General features: G+C 53.4%; 17 protein-coding genes and 1 pseudogene. 12 read left to right on the top strand and 6 right to left on the bottom strand.

Translation table 11 applies throughout. The features are described 5' to 3' along the window. The first annotated feature begins 181 nt into the window (after positions 1-181). Positions 182-577, top strand: a complete 396-nt coding sequence (locus AC2FHW_RS16585; RefSeq protein WP_271951916.1) for a rhodanese-like domain-containing protein — start codon at positions 182-184, stop codon at positions 575-577. A gap of 58 nt (positions 578-635) precedes the next feature. Here the strand turns inward: AC2FHW_RS16585 and AC2FHW_RS16580 are convergent, their stop codons facing one another. Next, a complete protein-coding gene (locus AC2FHW_RS16580) occupies positions 636-1,508 on the bottom strand; it encodes a LysR family transcriptional regulator (RefSeq protein ID WP_185956738.1) in 873 nt (290 codons plus the stop codon). A 162-nt stretch (positions 1,509-1,670) separates the two neighbouring features. On the opposite strand from AC2FHW_RS16580, the gene AC2FHW_RS16575 reads away from it, so the two are divergent. Together AC2FHW_RS16575 and AC2FHW_RS16570 are read left to right on the top strand one after the other, a co-directional pair. Next, a complete protein-coding gene (locus AC2FHW_RS16575) occupies positions 1,671-2,102 on the top strand; it encodes a GFA family protein (protein WP_142639577.1) in 432 nt (143 codons plus the stop codon). Between the two features lie 31 nt (positions 2,103-2,133). Beyond that, on the top strand, positions 2,134-2,328 hold the full coding sequence (locus AC2FHW_RS16570) for a DUF1059 domain-containing protein (RefSeq protein ID WP_282170805.1): 195 nt from the start codon (positions 2,134-2,136) through the stop codon (positions 2,326-2,328). Positions 2,329-2,569: 241 nt separating this feature from the next. Here the strand turns inward: AC2FHW_RS16570 and AC2FHW_RS16565 are convergent, their stop codons facing one another. The 3 genes from AC2FHW_RS16565 to AC2FHW_RS16555 are packed head-to-tail and all read right to left on the bottom strand — an operon-like array spanning position 2,570 to position 5,360. Then, positions 2,570-3,247 (bottom strand): GntR family transcriptional regulator, encoded by a 678-nt coding sequence (locus AC2FHW_RS16565; protein WP_142639574.1) that lies wholly within the window; start codon positions 3,245-3,247, stop codon positions 2,570-2,572. Further along, positions 3,244-4,275 carry a Gfo/Idh/MocA family protein gene (locus AC2FHW_RS16560; protein ID WP_142639572.1) on the bottom strand — a complete coding sequence of 344 codons (1,032 nt, stop codon included), beginning with the start codon at positions 4,273-4,275 and terminating at the stop codon, positions 3,244-3,246. Before AC2FHW_RS16560 ends, AC2FHW_RS16565 begins: the two co-directional genes overlap by 4 nt. Next, positions 4,272-5,360 (bottom strand): isocitrate/isopropylmalate dehydrogenase family protein, encoded by a 1,089-nt coding sequence (locus AC2FHW_RS16555; RefSeq protein WP_496679667.1) that lies wholly within the window; start codon positions 5,358-5,360, stop codon positions 4,272-4,274. Before AC2FHW_RS16555 ends, AC2FHW_RS16560 begins: the two co-directional genes overlap by 4 nt. A 136-nt stretch (positions 5,361-5,496) precedes the next feature. Here AC2FHW_RS16555 and AC2FHW_RS16550 point away from each other — a divergent pair, with 136 nt between their 5' ends. The 7 genes from AC2FHW_RS16550 to otnC are packed head-to-tail and all read left to right on the top strand — an operon-like array spanning position 5,497 to position 11,820. Beyond that, a complete protein-coding gene (locus AC2FHW_RS16550; protein WP_271951906.1) occupies positions 5,497-6,504 on the top strand; it encodes a Bug family tripartite tricarboxylate transporter substrate binding protein in 1,008 nt (335 codons plus the stop codon). 57 nt (positions 6,505-6,561) lie between these two features. Beyond that, positions 6,562-7,311: a hypothetical protein gene (locus AC2FHW_RS16545; protein ID WP_496679665.1), complete on the top strand. Its 750-nt coding sequence runs from the start codon at positions 6,562-6,564 to the stop codon at positions 7,309-7,311. A 4-nt stretch (positions 7,312-7,315) separates the two neighbouring features. Beyond that, on the top strand, positions 7,316-8,827 hold the full coding sequence (locus AC2FHW_RS16540) for a tripartite tricarboxylate transporter permease (protein WP_271951903.1): 1,512 nt from the start codon (positions 7,316-7,318) through the stop codon (positions 8,825-8,827). After that, positions 8,827-9,114: a putative quinol monooxygenase gene (locus AC2FHW_RS16535; RefSeq protein WP_142639562.1), complete on the top strand. Its 288-nt coding sequence runs from the start codon at positions 8,827-8,829 to the stop codon at positions 9,112-9,114. Before AC2FHW_RS16540 ends, AC2FHW_RS16535 begins: the two co-directional genes overlap by 1 nt. Then, positions 9,111-9,908 (top strand): N-acyl homoserine lactonase family protein, encoded by a 798-nt coding sequence (locus AC2FHW_RS16530; RefSeq protein ID WP_271951901.1) that lies wholly within the window; start codon positions 9,111-9,113, stop codon positions 9,906-9,908. The genes AC2FHW_RS16535 and AC2FHW_RS16530 overlap by 4 nt, the downstream gene beginning before the upstream one ends. Next, positions 9,905-11,182: a 3-oxo-tetronate kinase gene (gene otnK / locus AC2FHW_RS16525; protein ID WP_496822259.1), complete on the top strand. Its 1,278-nt coding sequence runs from the start codon at positions 9,905-9,907 to the stop codon at positions 11,180-11,182. Before AC2FHW_RS16530 ends, otnK begins: the two co-directional genes overlap by 4 nt. Continuing rightward, the gene (otnC, locus tag AC2FHW_RS16520) at positions 11,179-11,820 is read left to right on the top strand and encodes a 3-oxo-tetronate 4-phosphate decarboxylase (protein WP_271951897.1); all 642 of its coding nucleotides are present in this window, start codon (positions 11,179-11,181) and stop codon (positions 11,818-11,820) included. The genes otnK and otnC overlap by 4 nt, the downstream gene beginning before the upstream one ends. A 481-nt stretch (positions 11,821-12,301) precedes the next feature. On the opposite strand, the pseudogene AC2FHW_RS16515 reads toward otnC, so the two are convergent. Together AC2FHW_RS16515 and AC2FHW_RS16510 are read right to left on the bottom strand one after the other, a co-directional pair. Then, positions 12,302-12,568 (bottom strand): annotated as a pseudogene (locus AC2FHW_RS16515) (transposase); the annotation flags it as partial. A 215-nt stretch (positions 12,569-12,783) separates the two neighbouring features. Beyond that, positions 12,784-13,152 (bottom strand): hypothetical protein, encoded by a 369-nt coding sequence (locus AC2FHW_RS16510; protein ID WP_142639554.1) that lies wholly within the window; start codon positions 13,150-13,152, stop codon positions 12,784-12,786. 483 nt (positions 13,153-13,635) lie between these two features. On the opposite strand from AC2FHW_RS16510, the gene AC2FHW_RS16505 reads away from it, so the two are divergent. Both AC2FHW_RS16505 and AC2FHW_RS16500 read left to right on the top strand, forming a co-directional pair. Then, positions 13,636-14,370, top strand: coding sequence for a TetR/AcrR family transcriptional regulator (locus AC2FHW_RS16505; protein ID WP_496822257.1), 735 nt, complete (start codon positions 13,636-13,638; stop codon positions 14,368-14,370). A 122-nt stretch (positions 14,371-14,492) separates the two neighbouring features. After that, on the top strand, positions 14,493-15,599 hold the full coding sequence (locus tag AC2FHW_RS16500) for an alkene reductase (protein WP_281995996.1): 1,107 nt from the start codon (positions 14,493-14,495) through the stop codon (positions 15,597-15,599). The last annotated feature ends 221 nt before the right edge of the window (positions 15,600-15,820 follow it).

Genomic DNA, 15,820 nt, shown 5'->3' with positions numbered 1-15,820 from the left:
GATCAACAGCAATGGCTGGGGCATTTGCGAGGCCCGCTTCTGCCGTTGATCGGGACTTGTTTAACTTCGTTGATGGCAACCGTCTGGGCGACCAGAAGACTGCCAAGCATCGCTTGGATGCCGTTTTGCGGTAAATCAGCCGCATGGTAGCATAGCGTAAGATTTGCAGTCGGGGGGCAACATGGTCTTAACATTCGCACAAATGGAAGCTCAGGAAATATCCAAAGCAAATCCGATTTCAGCAACTGACGCGCTGGCAGTACTGATCGAAGACCCCAACGCACTTGTGGTGGACGTGAGGGATAGCGCTGAAACGGCGGCCACAGGTATCAGCCCCAGAGCCATTCCGGCTCCAGGTCGAGCCGTCGCTTGGATGGCAGTCCTTGAAAGTGAATACAGATCTCAAGAGTTACAGGATCGTGGAAGGCGAATTTTCACCACTTGTGGCGGAACTCCAAGCTACCGAGGCGCGGCAGCGGCAAATGTATTGGCTGCTATGGGTTTTCAAAACGTGCAGTTCATCGATGGAGGGATGGCGGCTCTGATCGCTGCCGGCTCCTCCACAGAGCAGCCTTAAGAAACGGCGAAACCAACGGTCTTGAGCAAACAGAGCAGGGGGGGGAATTAGATACGTCTCAGCTTCCAGAGTTGTGTCTCGATACGACTTGCGACTGAGATATAAGCCAGTTGACGAACACCTTAGCCTCGGGACGCTGAAATTCTGCTTGAGTCTGGATGTAATAGACGCCGAAGAGTGGCTCAGAGAACAACTCAATCATCCGACCAGATGACAGATCGTCCTCGAAAAAAGCTCGGGCAGAATACGTGATACCGTCACCCCGGCGAACCGCAGTCATGATCAGGTTCCCAGGCATGTGATTTATGGTCAATGGCTCGGGAGGTACGACCCCATGATAGGTGAGCCAGTCGGCCGCCTCGTTGGTGCCTAGTTCCTGCAACCAGGGCAGCTTCGTTAATGAGGCCGGGTCACGCAGATCTTGGCCTTCCACCAGTGAAGGTGCTCCGATCACGACCATGTCGGATACAAGGACAGTATCCTCTTCTTTTCTTGGCATGCGTCTATCGTGATACCGAATGGCGACATCGATACCACCTGGCTTAATCTGAACCAGTTCAGAAGTTGGGTTCAGCATCAAAGTGATCTCTGGATGTTGTTGTTGAAACTCTGCCATTCTCGGCAATAGCCACTCCACCGCGAATGCTGGTGACATGGTCACTTGAACGGGACGGTGTGCTGCATGTTCCGCCAGTCGTTCGACACCCCTTCCGATAATTTCAAAGCCGATACCCAGTTCACGTGAAAGAATGATGCCTGGCTCTGTCAATTCAATGCTGCGCCCACGTCTGGCAACGAGAGCTACACCCAAATGTCTTTCCAACGATTTCACCTGCTGGCTGACAGCCGCTTGGGTCACGTTCAAGCGTTCAGCCGCCACTGTGTAACTCCCTGCTTCCGCAACTGCTGAGAAAGCGCGCAAAGCGTTCATCGGGGGAAGGTGCAACCAATCCATACTGTAGATTTTCTATTGTTTAGTCAGACTATTTGAGTCGCATGATATCGGCATTCTTGACATTATTCACAGTGTAATCTGCGCTTCTATTATAAAATATTGGAGCGGATACTTTAGTGCCCATGTCAACCTAGCCGCATGCCAGGAGATTTTGATACGATGGAAAAACTTCAAGGTGGATGTTACTGTGGTGCTGTTCGATACCAGATCGCGACACCACCTGTCTGGTCGGGACATTGCCATTGTCGTTCATGCCAAATGGCCCTTGGTGGCGCCTTTGCAACTTGGGCTAAGGTAGCCGCCGAAGACTTCGCCGTTATCAAAGGCGAAATCCAACACATGGAGAAAACTCCGGGTATTCGTCGCGGGTTTTGTCGGGACTGTGGAACGACGTTGACCTATGCCGCCCTAAATGAAGTTGAGGGCCAAGACTGGAGCGCTGACGCTTGGTTTTCTGCTGTAACGTTGGACGACCCATCGATTGCGAAACCCAAGGCCCACGTCTTCGTGTCACATCAGCAGCCATGGATAAAACTCGACGACGGTCTGCCGACGTTTCTTGAGTTCTAACCAACTTTCCGAGCGCACGGAGGAGAAAGCGATGAACACTGCATACTCATATGCCTGCAAGGATTGCGAGGGCATGGAGGCCTGCCCAGGCAAAGTGGTTGCAGCGACTAAGGACGAAGTATGGAAACTCATGGAACTGCACGCGGTAGTCGCCCATGGAGAAGATCCTAGTTCGTGGGACGCCGATACTCGAGAATATCTGGAAACACTGATAAAGCCCGCGTGATCAAATAAATTAGGCTTCAAATTCCTGCGGATACGCGCCACAGCTCACATCGCCAGCAATTCCTGATGAATTGCGACCATTGCCCAGGTGTCGCGCGTGCAATACGCCACAAGATCAGCATATACCTTAGGGCTGCAGCCGGACGCACCTGCGGACTGCCGTTGAAGACAAGTATTCGGAGCGCCTTTAATGCCGAAAATAGGCAGTTATTTTAGGTGATTAACGACCGGATACGAGAAGATCAGAGGCTATTGAGCCGATGCTTTTCGAGTATCCCGCAAAGCATAGCCTGTGCTTGCAGCCTGTGTTCTCGATGACGTTCACGGGCGGCATCTGGACGACCTTCACTGATCGCTTGAAAAACAACCCGGTGATCTTCATTAGATTTAACGGGCAGGGGCCTGATGAACAACGTCGTTGCGCGCGCGCGACGTACCTGGTCGCTCATCATGGCGACAATCGCTTCGACTCGTTTGTTGCCGCCTAACCGAACGAGCTCCTGGTGAAACAACTCGTCGGCCTCGGCCCAGGCTTCAAGGTCTTCGGCTTCGATGGCTTGGTCCATCTTTGCAATTGATCCGGCAAGTACCGCCAGTTCATCTTCGCAGTAGCCCGCTTCGGCAGCGCGCTGTGCTGCGAGACTCTCGAGTTCCGTTAGGATGTCGTAGATTTCGCGCATATCATCTGATGAAACAGGCAGTATCCGAACGCCCTTTCGGGGCCGCATTTCAAGCAACCCTTTACTTTCCAACATCAGCGCAGCTTCCCGTATCGGGGTGCGGGACATGCCAAGGGTTTCGGCGAGTTCCGATTCCAGATGATCAGTTCCGGCCGCAAGTTCGCCGGACAGGATCATCTGTCGCAAATCCCTGACAGCGCGTTGCGTATTAGAAAGAGTTTTTGCGTCCTGATCCTTCACGGGGTCTCCAGGTTGATTTTTCGTCCTTCCGCAGCTGAGAGATAGATATTCTCTTCAATGCGGATCACATCCAAATATTCTCGGGCCGTGTTTTCCAGCGGCGTGCCCCGTAGAAGGCCCGAAATGACGTGACTTTGCAAGGCGTGGACGCAGTCTCCTCCAAATCCATCATGATCGCTTGGAGGTAGAATCTGCTGTCGCTCCTGTTTTCCAAAACCGCGGAGTTCTACTGAACCATCGCCATTAAGAACCAGTGATCCTTCCGTTCCTTCGATGAGCGCTTCGCCCATGGTCTGACGCAGGTTTTTGGCGCTGTGGTCAAGGCATCTGTTGCCATCGAACAGAGCATTCAAACCGTTGGGGTGGTCAAACAGGATGAAACCTGCATCCTCGCCCGCGATAACGGGGTTAATTTGGCGCAAGTCCGCATAAACGGCGCTTGGCGCATCGAATAGAAACCGGAACGTGTCTACCCAGTGAACCGCTGTTTCATGAACCAGGAAACGCGGCATTTCCTGAAAGTACGGCTGCCGGTCTAGGTAGGCTCGTGGTCCCTGTCCGTCGCCGGGCCGAAGCCGGAAAGTAGCTTGGAGAGGTGTACCAATTCGACCCTCGGTCATCGCCACCTTGATCGCACGATACCAGGGCTGAAAGCGAAAATTCTCATGCACGACAATAGTTGCACCTACCGCCTCAGCCTCTGAAACAATCTTCTCAGCTTCATCCAGAGATAAGCAAAATGGCTTTTGGCAGATCAGCCACTTGATACCAAACCGCAATGCCGAGCGGATTGCCTCGGCCTGCGCCACAGGCGGAAGGATGATGTCCACGAGATCTGGTTTTTCCGCCTCCAACATTCTTGACAGATCATCGTAAGCGGCCAGTCCTGTTTCTTTCGCCTTGTTGATATCACGGTTGCAGGATGCAATCGGAACCGCACCGGGCATTCGGGACCAGCTTTCGTAGTGGAACCTGCTGAAATACCCCGCACCCACACACGCGACACTGATGGCTTGTTGAGTATTCATGCCCGCATTGCTTCCAATACCGATGCGGCGGCACCCTTCGTTCCGGCCGTTCCACCTAGGTCACGGGTCAGGTTCTGTCCGTTCGCCGTCACCTTTTCCACGGCTTCACGCAATCGTTCGCCGTCGCTGGACAGGTCTGGATGATCATGGGTGAACCCCAACCATTCAAGCATCATTGCTGCGGACAGGATCATCGCAAAAGGGTTTGCAATACCCTGTCCCGCAATGTCCGGGGCGGAACCATGGCAGGGTTGGAATACAGCGTGATTCAACCCGATATCCGCTGATGGCGCCAGTCCTAGACCACCCATGAGACCCGCACCAAGGTCTGAGAGGATGTCTCCGAACATGTTCTCAGTGACCAAAACGTCAAATTCCCAAGGCTTTTGAACCATCCATAGAGCGGTGGCATCAACATAGGCATGGTCAGCTTTCAAATCGGGATGGCGTGCGGCCTCCATGTCAAAGATAGATCTGAAGAATGCAAAGGCCCTGAAAACATTGGCTTTGTCGACACATGTAACCCGTCCTTGGCCGCGACCGGATGCCTTGCGGTTCTTGGCGAGTTCAAACGCGAAACGGAACAGTTTTTCGGACACCTCACGAGTGATCAGCAGAGTTTCACGTGCTTCGTGTTCCGTTACTTCGCCAGCGCCTTGGGTGAAGAACAGTCCTTCTGTGCTTTCGCGTATCAAGACAAAGTCGATCTCTTTTCCGGGGGGCAGCGTCAAGGGGGTCATTTGTCCGCTGCTTACCTTTACTGGTCGTACACCAGCGAAAAGTCCCAGTTGCTTTCGCAGATCAATCTGAGGTGAAATCTCGGTTCCGTCAGGATATCGAACATCCGGCAAGCCCATTGCAGACAGCAGAATTGCGTCAGCATTACGTGCAGTTTCGAGTGATCCAGCCGGAAACGATTCTCCAGTTTTGGTGTAGTGGCCTGCGCCTGCTGGTGCGTCTGTAAACGCCAGCTCGTAGCTGGGATTGTTGCCCGAAAGCTGGCGCAGGATTTCAAGCGTAGGGGCCATAATTTCCGGGCCGATCCCGTCCCCGTGGAACACTGCAACATCGTACATCTTTTTCATCTTTGCCCATTTCCTTCCCGTTTCGCATTCATAGCGCGATAGCAGCTTCCACTACAGTACGTTGACAATGCATTCTTTAATGTATACGCAAATAAATGCAATAATAAACGCGAAGTAGTTTTGGGAGGACTTGGAAATGAAACTAAAGCTAGGGCGGTTGGCGGCCGCAGCCGTGGTGGCGACCGGGATTACAGGGGCAGCTATTGCGCAGGATTATCCCTATCGTGATATCACCACAGCTGTGGTCTGGGGGGCCGGTGGTGGCACGGACACGATCAACCGAATGATCATGGCCGAGATGGAAAAACACCTTCCGGTCTCGATCAATGTGATCAATCAAACAGGTGGTGTCGCAGGCTCCAACGGTATGGTTTACGTGATGAACCAACCAGACGATGGTTATACATTGGTCGGTTTGTCAGAGTCGAACGTCACCGCTGCTGTGCAGGGTGGTTGGGATAAGAAATTTGATTTTTGGTATCCGTTCATTGTTGGTGGATCACCTGATCTGATCTCGGTCCCGGCGGACAGCCCTTACAATACTCTGGAAGAACTGGTCGACGCTGCGAAAGCAGCTCCTGGCACTATTCCTGCGGCGGCTTCCGGCGCAGGTTCGATCCACCACTTGAATCTTCTGGCCATCGAAAAAGGGGCCGGTGCAGAATTCAAGTTTGTTCCATACAAAGGCTCAGCGCCCGGTCAGGAAGCTGCGATAGCGGGCGAAGTCGCGTTGGTTGTGACGTCACTGGCTGAACAGGCTCCGTTGATTGAAGGCGGTCAACTTAAACCGCTCGCGATGTTGACGCCCGAAGATGCGCAGATTGCAGGGGCAACAGTGCCTTCTGCCTTCGGCATCTATGACGGTCTCGATCAGTATTTGCCGCTCAAACAGGCCATCGGGTTTGCAGTTCACAGCTCAGCCGGGGACGATGTAAAGGCCGCGCTTGGTGATGCCTTCGAGCAAGCTATTGCCTCCGACACCGTCGCCGAATGGGCCTCTGCAAACAATTATGATGTCGGTGGTCAACACGGTGAAGAAGCTCAAGAACTGTTTGCGAACCTCGAGGCTACTTTTGCCTATACCTTGCAAGACCTTGGCGCTGCCACAGTGGACCCGGCCTCGCTGGGTATCGAGCAGCCCTAATCCGATCAATTTTGAAGGGGCGCGCATGATCGCGCCCTTTCCCTCAGGAGGCAGGCAATGGACAAACCTGACGAAACACTGGTCATGCGGTCGCGCGACTTTTGGGCAGCAATTGTTCTTATAACAGTGTCCGTCTTTTTTCTTTGGAAGACATCGGACATTCCACTTTGGGGCGAAAACCGCGCAGGTGTAAGTGGATCGGATTGGTACAACTCGGCTGCAATTGTACCGCTGTTCATCTTCGGTGGATTGCTTGGCTTGTCCTTCGTTTTGCTTGCTATTTCAATCCGCTCAGGTGGTGCCCAAAACGCGCTTAGTGCTTTGGGCATCGGATGGGATAAGTCGGAAGCCTATCGAGCTTCAACAATAGGCCTGATCCTTCTTGCATATGTCGTCGGACTGGTTCCCAGAGTGGACTTCATTCTGTGTTCTGGGTTGCTGATTACAGCTTCGACTTACGGCTACTACGGGGGTCATGCGCGGCGTGCTTTGGTGGCCTGTAGCGCGGTTGTCTCTGCCGGGCTATTTGCGTTTGCTGTTTTCCCCGCGCAGGCGGACTGGAACGCACTCAGTGACGATTGGTTTACACTGGCTCTATGGGTCTCGCTTACACTTTTGGTGTTGAGCAAGGCGGCTTCCGAACACGTTTTGCGGTTCGTTCCGTTGGTGGCAATACTTGCCCCGCTCATCCTCGTTTGTGCGATGGCCTTTGTTTTCCGACAGAACGTGCCCGCGCGCGGCGGGCTGATCTTCAAGCAAATCGAGTACCACTACTACGTGACGCTTCGTCCGCTATGGAAAGATTGACCGGATGGACTTTATCCTTTCGCAACTGGCTGGATTTGGGACCACATTCGTGGGCCTGGCAGTAGACCCGCTGACCTATCTGTATTTGATTGCATCCGTGTTCCTGGGTATAACGTTTGGCGCATTGCCCGGCCTGACCGCAACGCTGGCAGTGACGATCCTGACGGGTTTCTTCGGCAACAAGATCCCATTGGACTATTCGCTGATCGCTTTGCTCGGGGCCTATGTCGGCGCGATTTACGGCGGCTCTTATCCGTCAATCCTGCTGAACATTCCGGGCACGGCGGCCAGTGCGGCGACGGCCATGGATGGATACCCTCTGGCTAAAGCGGGTCGAGGGGGCGAAGCACTAGGGCTGACCACAACGGCCAGTTTCATTGGTACAGTTATCGGGACCATCACGCTTTTGATCTTTGTCTGGGCGTTGCTTTTGGTTTCAAAAAACATCGCAAGCCCGGAGAAAGCACTGCTGGCCCTGTTCGGCATTCTGCTTTCTGGCACTTTGATGAGCGAAGACCTGGTGATCAAGGGATGGATCGCCGGTCTGATCGGCCTTGCGATGTCCATGGTGGGGCTTGACCCTCTGTTGTCTGAACCGCGCTATACCTTCGGCTGGTCTTACTTGATGAGCGGGTTTCAGGTCGTGCCGGTTTTGATGGGGGCATTTGCCATTCCCCAAATCATCGACGGTTTAAGGCACGTTGAGGCCGGGAAAGCTCTGGCCCTGAAAGGTCGCATCCTTCCGAATCTACGCTCCATCCGACGCTACCTGCCCACCATTGGCCGGTCAGGGGTGATCGGGACAGGGGTAGGAGCACTTCCCGGCGTCGGCGAAGATGTCGCCGGTTGGGTCAGCTACGGTGTCGGTAAGACCGTATCTGCTGAGGGCGATAAGTTTGGAAAAGGGTCATTGGAAGGTCTGCTGTGCTCTGAAACGGCAAACAACGCCTGCATTGGGGGCGCACTAATCCCGCTTTTGGTGTTGGGCATTCCCGGTTCACCACCCGCCGCGGCTTTGATGGGGGCTTTCAAGATCAACAACGTGATCCCAGGTCCGACGATAGACCCCGAGATCATTCTGCGCGTGGTTGCAATACTTGTGTTGGCCTCCCTGACAATGTTCCTGATGGGCCTGTTCACTGCTCGGGTTTTCATCAGAATACTCGCCATCCCGCAGACTATCTTCTTGCCGGTTGTGATGGTTCTAACAACAATTGGGTCTTTCAGCGTCGGTGGTGGCATCAATGATCTTTACCTGATGCTTGGCGTCGGCGCCGTTGCCTATTTCATGAACCTGATGAAATACCCAATCGCGCCATTGGTTATCGGGGTTATTCTGGGCAGCCTGTTTGACGAAACCTTCCGCCGGTCGCTGTTCTTGTCGGACGGGGATCTTTCGGTCTTCTTTTCACGCCCGGGTGCGGCCATTCTGCTGGTGCTCAACATTGGCCTGATCCTCAGCCAACTGCCCGTTGCGAAGCGCGCTTTCTCACGTCTGAAAGGACTTTCCGTCTGATGTTTGTGGTTACTGTCACCTTCACTCTCAAGCCCGGTACGAGAGACACCTTTTTGCCGCTGATGGTCGAAAACGCTTCGACCTCTTTGTGTGAAGAAGCCGGATGCCAGCAGTTTGACGTTTGCCTCGGCGGCAATCCCGATACAGTTTTTCTCTATGAGGTTTATGATGACAGCGCTGCGTTCTCCGCCCACCTGGAAAGCGCGCATTTTCAGGCCTTCGATACGGCAGTGGCTGATATGATCGCTACCAAGGTAGTTCACCAGTACTCCGAGGTCATCCGATGAACGATTGGGAAATCCACGCCGTGAAATACGCGGATCGACATGCGCGGACGCGAGCAGATAGTTTCATCATCGATGATAATCACAGCGCGCCTCATGCGATGGATTACTTCGTTTGGGTGCTCAAACGCGGCAACAAAGTCATTCTGGTCGATACTGGCTACGACTCCGATGAGGCCGCCGCCCGTGGTCGTCCCATTGCGATGGATCCTCGCGAGGCTCTGCGGCCCCTAGGCATTTCACCGGAAGCGGTAACCGAGGTTATCGTGACCCATCTTCATTATGATCACGCGGGGGGGCTGCATATGTTCCCGAACGCGAAGTTGCATATGCAATCGGCGGAGATGGCCTTCGCCACAGGCCCCTGCATGTGCCACGACCATCTGCGCGCACCTTTCACGGCTAGCCATATTTGCGAGGTCGTAAAGCGTCTCTATTCAGGGAACGTCGTGTTCTACGATGGAGAAGCCGAGATTATAGATGGGGTCACGGTGCACTGCATTGGTGGGCATTCGCGAGGGTTGCAATGCGTTCGCGTAAGGACGGAAGCCGGGTGGATGGTGCTCGCCTCTGATGCCTCGCATTACTATGAGAATTTCATGGCGCGCAAAGCCTTTCCCATTGTCGTCGACCTACAGGACATGATGGATGGTTTCGAGACACTCGAGAGGTTGGCCTCGCATCCTCGACTTATCGTGCCCGGCCATGATCCACTTGTGCGTGAGGTTTTTCCAGTCGGTGCAGCGCCGCATATCTATAGGCTAGACCCAGGGCCGACGAGGGACATCGAACTATGAAAATAGGTGTCATAGCGGATGATTTTACTGGTGCGAGTGATATTGCGAACACCTTGGCGAAGGGCATGGAGCCAGAAGGTGGGATACGAACCGCGCAGTTTCCGGGTGTTCCTAATATCCCGGTCGACGAAGAGATCGAAGCGGGTGTGATCTCACTCAAAAGCCGCACTGCACCGGTTGAAGAAGCCATTGCAGACAGTCTGAGTGCTTTGCGGTGGCTCGCGGATCAAGGATGCCAGCAGTTCATCTTCAAGTATTGTTCGACCTTCGATTCCACGACGGAAGGAAATATCGGCCCAGTTGCGAAAGCGCTTGCCGACGAGCTGGACGCGCAAAAGGTGGTTTTCTGCCCGGCCTTTCCGACAACCGGGCGCACCGTCTATCACGGTCACCTATTTGTGCAAGGTAAGCTGTTGCACAAGTCGGGGATGGAAAATCACCCTCTTACTCCGATGACGGATGCTAACATCAGGCGATGGTTGCAGTATCAGACCCAAGAAGCGGTCGGGTTGGTGTCAATTGACGCCGTGGAGCAAGGATCAGAGGCGATTGCTGATGCTTTGCAGAAGGCCGGCGAACGATTTGTAATTGGCGATGCGATTTCGGATGAAGATTTGTTGGCCTGGGGAGAAGCTCTAAAGGATGCCAAGCTCATTACTGGGGGATCGGGTATAGCACTGGGACTACCAAGAAACTTCCTGAGAGAGACTTCATCCAAAAGTGCTGGCACTGTGTTCACTGGTATCGCAGGGCCTGCCGCGATCCTTGCGGGTTCTTGTTCAGGTGCGACCCGCAGGCAGATTGAAATTCACGCGAAGTCCCATCCGACTTTCGCAATTGATGTTTCGGGTGTTATGTTCGGGGATGTGACCACGCAAACGCTTCTGGATTTCTTTGAAGAGCATTCGGGTCAGGCGCCGCTCGCGTATTCATCGGGGAGCCCGGATGATGTGCGTGCGATCCAAGGTCAGTTTGGTCAGGAAGCCGTAACGGAAAAGCTGGACAATCTCTTTGAAGATACCGCGCGAGAACTTGTCCAAAAGGGCTACAAGCGGTTGGTTGTAGCTGGAGGTGAGACGTCGGGAGCTGTCGCCCAGGCTGTCTCTGAGGCACTGGGGTCACCGGCTATGTCAATCGGGCCAGAGATTGACCCGGGCGTACCTGTCCTGAGCGTTGGAAAAACTGAACCCATTGCAATGGCTTTGAAATCCGGCAACTTTGGCGCTCCAGATTTCTTCTCGAAGGCACTGAGAATGATGGAGGCAGGCAAATGAGTTCTGAAGAACAGGCACTGCGACGGCAGATGTCCGAGCTGTGCGCCTCGCTGTTTGTGCGTGGCTTTTCCGTTGGCACCGCGGGCAATGTCTCTGCGCGTTTACCGGACGGGATTCTCATGACGCCAACGAATTCGACTTTGGGCAATGTTGACCCCGAGCGAATTGCCAAGATTGATTTGGATGGCAACCACCTGTCCGGTGACAAGCCGACCAAGGAGATCTTTCTGCACCAAGCCTTCTATGAGACGCGACCTGAAGTGGGCGCCGTGGTTCATTTGCACTCGACCTGGGCGACCGCGCTGTCGTGTCTGGAAGACACCGATCCCAATGACTGTATTCCGCCGCTTACACCATACGTGGTCATGCGCGTAGGCACGGTTAAACTGGTTCCATACATTAAGCCGGGTGATCCAAAATCCGGTGATTTGATCCGCGAACTGGGCGGCAAGTATAGTGCTGTTCTGCTGGCCAACCACGGTCCCGTCGTATCAGGAAAGGATCTCTTTTCAGCAGTCTGTGCAGCGGAAGAGTTGGAAGAAACAGCCAAGCTGCTCGTGGCACTGCAGGGTATGTCAACCCGGATGTTGGATGTAGAACAAGTCGCAGAACTCAAAGAGGCTTTCGGAAGGATGTAGTTGGACACAGATAGGGAGAGTGTGCAAACTTTTGGGTAAATCGTGCAAAATTATGCGCAAATACCACGCAAAGTTATGGGCAAGAACATCTGAATTTAATGATTGAAATCAATAGCAGAAGCGCAGCGTTATGCGCGTCCCTACAATTTTTGTTGGTGCGCCCATAGCTTTGCAACTCGCCCAAAACATTGGGCGCATTAACCTACAACTTTTTTGGTTTGAGGTTCGATATCTTCGGGTCTCATTCTTGGCTGGTTTCGCAGCATAATCGTAGTACCGGGGAAGATTTTCGGATAGCCGCTACTAGCCCGAAGCGGACATCCAAAACTAGTCTTTGCAGTTTCCGAGATGCGGACTTTTCTGCGGTTCGTGGCAATCTGCCGAACTGGTGTTTCGGCCCTTACCGGACATTCACCCTTCTATCGGAATGGTGCAGCGCGGCCCGTCGAAGCGAACAGCCAACTCACGCGGGGAAAGCTCACTTTCCTTCGGTTGATGTCGCAGCACGTGCCGTGTCGCCAGCCAAACGTTTCTTTCCGGCTTCCGGGAACTCCTTGGACCAGCTGAAATACAGGCTCTGAGCAATGCCTTCGCGACGACATAGCTCTGCAATGCTGTCCTCGCCCTTCAGGCCATCCAGAACGACCCTGATCTTCTCTTCGGCAGAATACTGTTTGTGCGTCGCGCGGCGGATGTCTTTAACAATCTTCTCGCCGTGGCTCTGCTTGGTTCCGGGTTTCTTTCCCATCTCCACTCCTTGGCGGTTACGATGAGCCAGAAACCCTCTCTTATCAAATCAACCTAAACTGTCCCATTGGCGCTGACGTCAGACACTCAGTTAAGTACGCTAAAGAGTGCTGCGTTGAGTGCCCTGATCTTGCTTTTCTTGCCGGTGGCAGAAAAAGCAGGGGAGTCACGAATTTGCCAGATGTTGTACGACGTATGAGTGACCAAAAGCTAAAACTAAGCTGCCATCAGACAACCAGCTTCGCCTGCGATATCGACTATGCAGTCATCGCCGGTCTGAATGCGAATTGCCGGGCTTTCCCCTCCGAGTTCCAATTTGGGTGAGGTTAACCAGAACGCGCATTGCCACGGCGTCATTTCACGTGGCAGGGCTTTCAACACTTTTTCCATCAAAGGAAGCGGGGTTCCATCCTCAGCAAACTGGAAAGATGGATAGGCGTTGGCCCCTTTGTAAGGCAAAGAAAGTACCTTCCCGGTTCTTGTCCAGATATCGGCTATCCGCGTGATTTGCCAGGAGCCATTTTGCCATTGTGCGTGCACTCCGGCATCGTCCAACAACGGATACTCAAGCGCAAAATCATCCATCCGGATGTCATTGACTGCGCTACAATGTCCCTCGAAACTATGCAAATACATCTACTTACTCACCGAACTCACTAACAACTCATGAAACGATACTGACAAGAAGTCGTTCTAGCCAAAGTTAAGAAGTTCACATTGGGCGAATTAAACTTCAGCTAACCTCGCTATTTTAACCTAGCGCGCTGAAATTATTGTTGGTTTGCTTACAACGGCCCGCCGTACTGATGCTCATAAAACCAGTTCTGAATTCGTGGCTTTGTTACTCATTGGGGTAGTAATCCTCACAATTTGAGGGCATTGGCCATGGATCTACCGAACCAATCTCTGGTTTGTGAGTGATCAACATCTAAGTATTGGACAAAGCCGCCAGTCACTCTGTCAAGTGTTGGAAACGAGTACCGAGCGTGGCCTCTCTTTTCTACGAACACGATCCTCTTCGTCTGACACTCCCGCAAGAAGACTAACAGTCCTGATCCTAAGATTAGCGTGACACAAAGCGCGCCGGGGAGGTTTTGCATTTCCACGGACCTAAATTCCTTTCTCTGGTCACAATACGGACTGACCATTCCAAAAATTCCCTACCGCCACCTTGTATTTCTGGGCCAACCATTCCACATCTTGCTCATGAGCAAAGAAACTCTCGCAGTTGGCGACATCAAATCACCCGCAGGCCCGGGTAGGCCTCGCGCCTTTGACGAAGCTGAGGCTTTGGAAAAAGCCTTGTGCGTTTTTTGGCACAAGGGCTACGAGACCGCATCTGTGGATGATCTGACCAAGGCCATGGGTTTGAGCCGGTCCAGCTTCTATGGAACGTTCGTCAACAAGCAGACTTTGTTTCACAAAGCCCTCAGACACTATTCAAGGCGTGGTTTGAAAAATCTGCGTGACGTTGCAGATGCGGGCGGAAATGATCCCGTTGGTGCGATAATGGAAGCTTTGGCGAACCCGCAAGGCGGTCGTGACGGCTGCATGCTGATCAATTGCCTAACGGAACTTGCCCCGCATGACAATGAAGTGGCGGCTCTCGGGCGACAGCATTTGGAGAGTATTGACGAGATTATTGCAAGAGCGCTTGAGCCTTCGGATCCGGGACAGGTACTCGACAAGGCACGCGCCTTTGCCTCCCTTGCAATTGGCACGCTAGCCTTGCGCAAGGCGGGCATTCCCTCTGAGCAGATTTCGCAAACCCTGAAACAAGCCCGGTTGGTGATTTCGCCATAAGGCCTCCCGCTACAACAAGGAAATGAAACCTAACACAAACTCAATCAAGAGACAGTGATCCTAATATTGGACTAATTGGTCCAATAATATCTGAACGAAGTTTACCAAAGAAGGAAGCAGCAATGGCTGATGAAAAACTGTTCTCCGGCATCAAAGCTGGTGCAATCGAGCTGAAAAACCGCGTTGTCATGGCGCCACTGACCCGCAACCGGGCAAGAGCCGAAGATGACAGCGTCCATGAATTGCAGACCAAGTACTACGTGCAACGGGCGGGTGCTGGATTGATCATCACGGAAGCTTCGCAAATCTCGCCCCAAGGCAAAGGCTATGCCTGGACACCTGGCATTTATTCCGAAGCACAGATCGACGGCTGGAGAAAAGTGACTGAGGCCGTCCATGCTGAGGGTGGCAAGATCGTGATCCAGCTTTGGCATGTGGGCCGGATTTCGCATACCAGCTTACAGCCGGATGGTGGTGCCCCTGTTGCGCCATCTGCGATCGGCGCTAAGGCCAAGACCTTTGATGGTGAGCAGTTCGTCGAAACATCCGAGCCGCGGGCTCTGGCCGTCGAAGAAATTGCTGGCATCGTTGCCGACTACCGGAGGGCCGCAGAAAACGCCAAGGAGGCCGGTTTCGACGGTGTCGAGGTCCATGCAGCCAACGGATACCTTATCGATCAGTTCCTGAGGGACGAGTCCAACAAGCGCGAAGACGAATACGGCGGTCCTGTCGAGAACAGAGCACGGTTTCTGAAAGAGGTCATGGACGCAGTTGTAGACGTGTGGGGCGCCGACCGTGTTGGTGTCCGCCTAAGCCCGTTCTCGGACGCCAACAACATCTCCGACAGCGACCCGCAGGCGACATTCACTCATGCGGTCAAATTGCTGAATGGCTATGGGCTGGCCTATCTCCATCTTGTGGAGGGACAGACCGGCGGCCCCCGCGATATTCCGGAAGGTGGCGATCTGAAGATGCTCTATGATCTGTTTGATGGCGCGAAAATGGGCAACAACGCTTATGACCGAGACATGGCGATTGAAGCGGTTGAAACCGGAGCCGTCGATCTGGTGGCCTTTGGTCGGCCGTTTATTTCCAATCCTGATCTTGTCAACCGGTTGGAGAAAGGCGCCGCTCTGAATGAGCTCGATCCAACCACGCTCTACGGCGGCAATGAAAAAGGGTACACCGACTACCCGGCACTGGAAGAGGAAGCTGTTGCTGCAGAGTGATACATCGCTCTTAACTCCGTAGTGACAAGCAATACCAAGCAAAGTGAGCGCGTCGGTTTGGACGCGCTCACTTGGCAATTACGGAGATATCCATTCTTGAAGCGAGGATCTATCACAAGCCCTCGAAAGAACTGCTTCCCTATGATCAGGGTCGAATATTTCCAATAAGAATTTACTCTTGATTGAGAAACGCCCGGTTCTAGTTGAAGAAGATGTGTGGT

It is taken from the genome of Ruegeria sp. YTSA108, from assembly GCF_059610185.1.
Note: the sequence above shows the minus strand (reverse complement) of the source record. Positions and strands in the feature narration are given on the sequence as shown.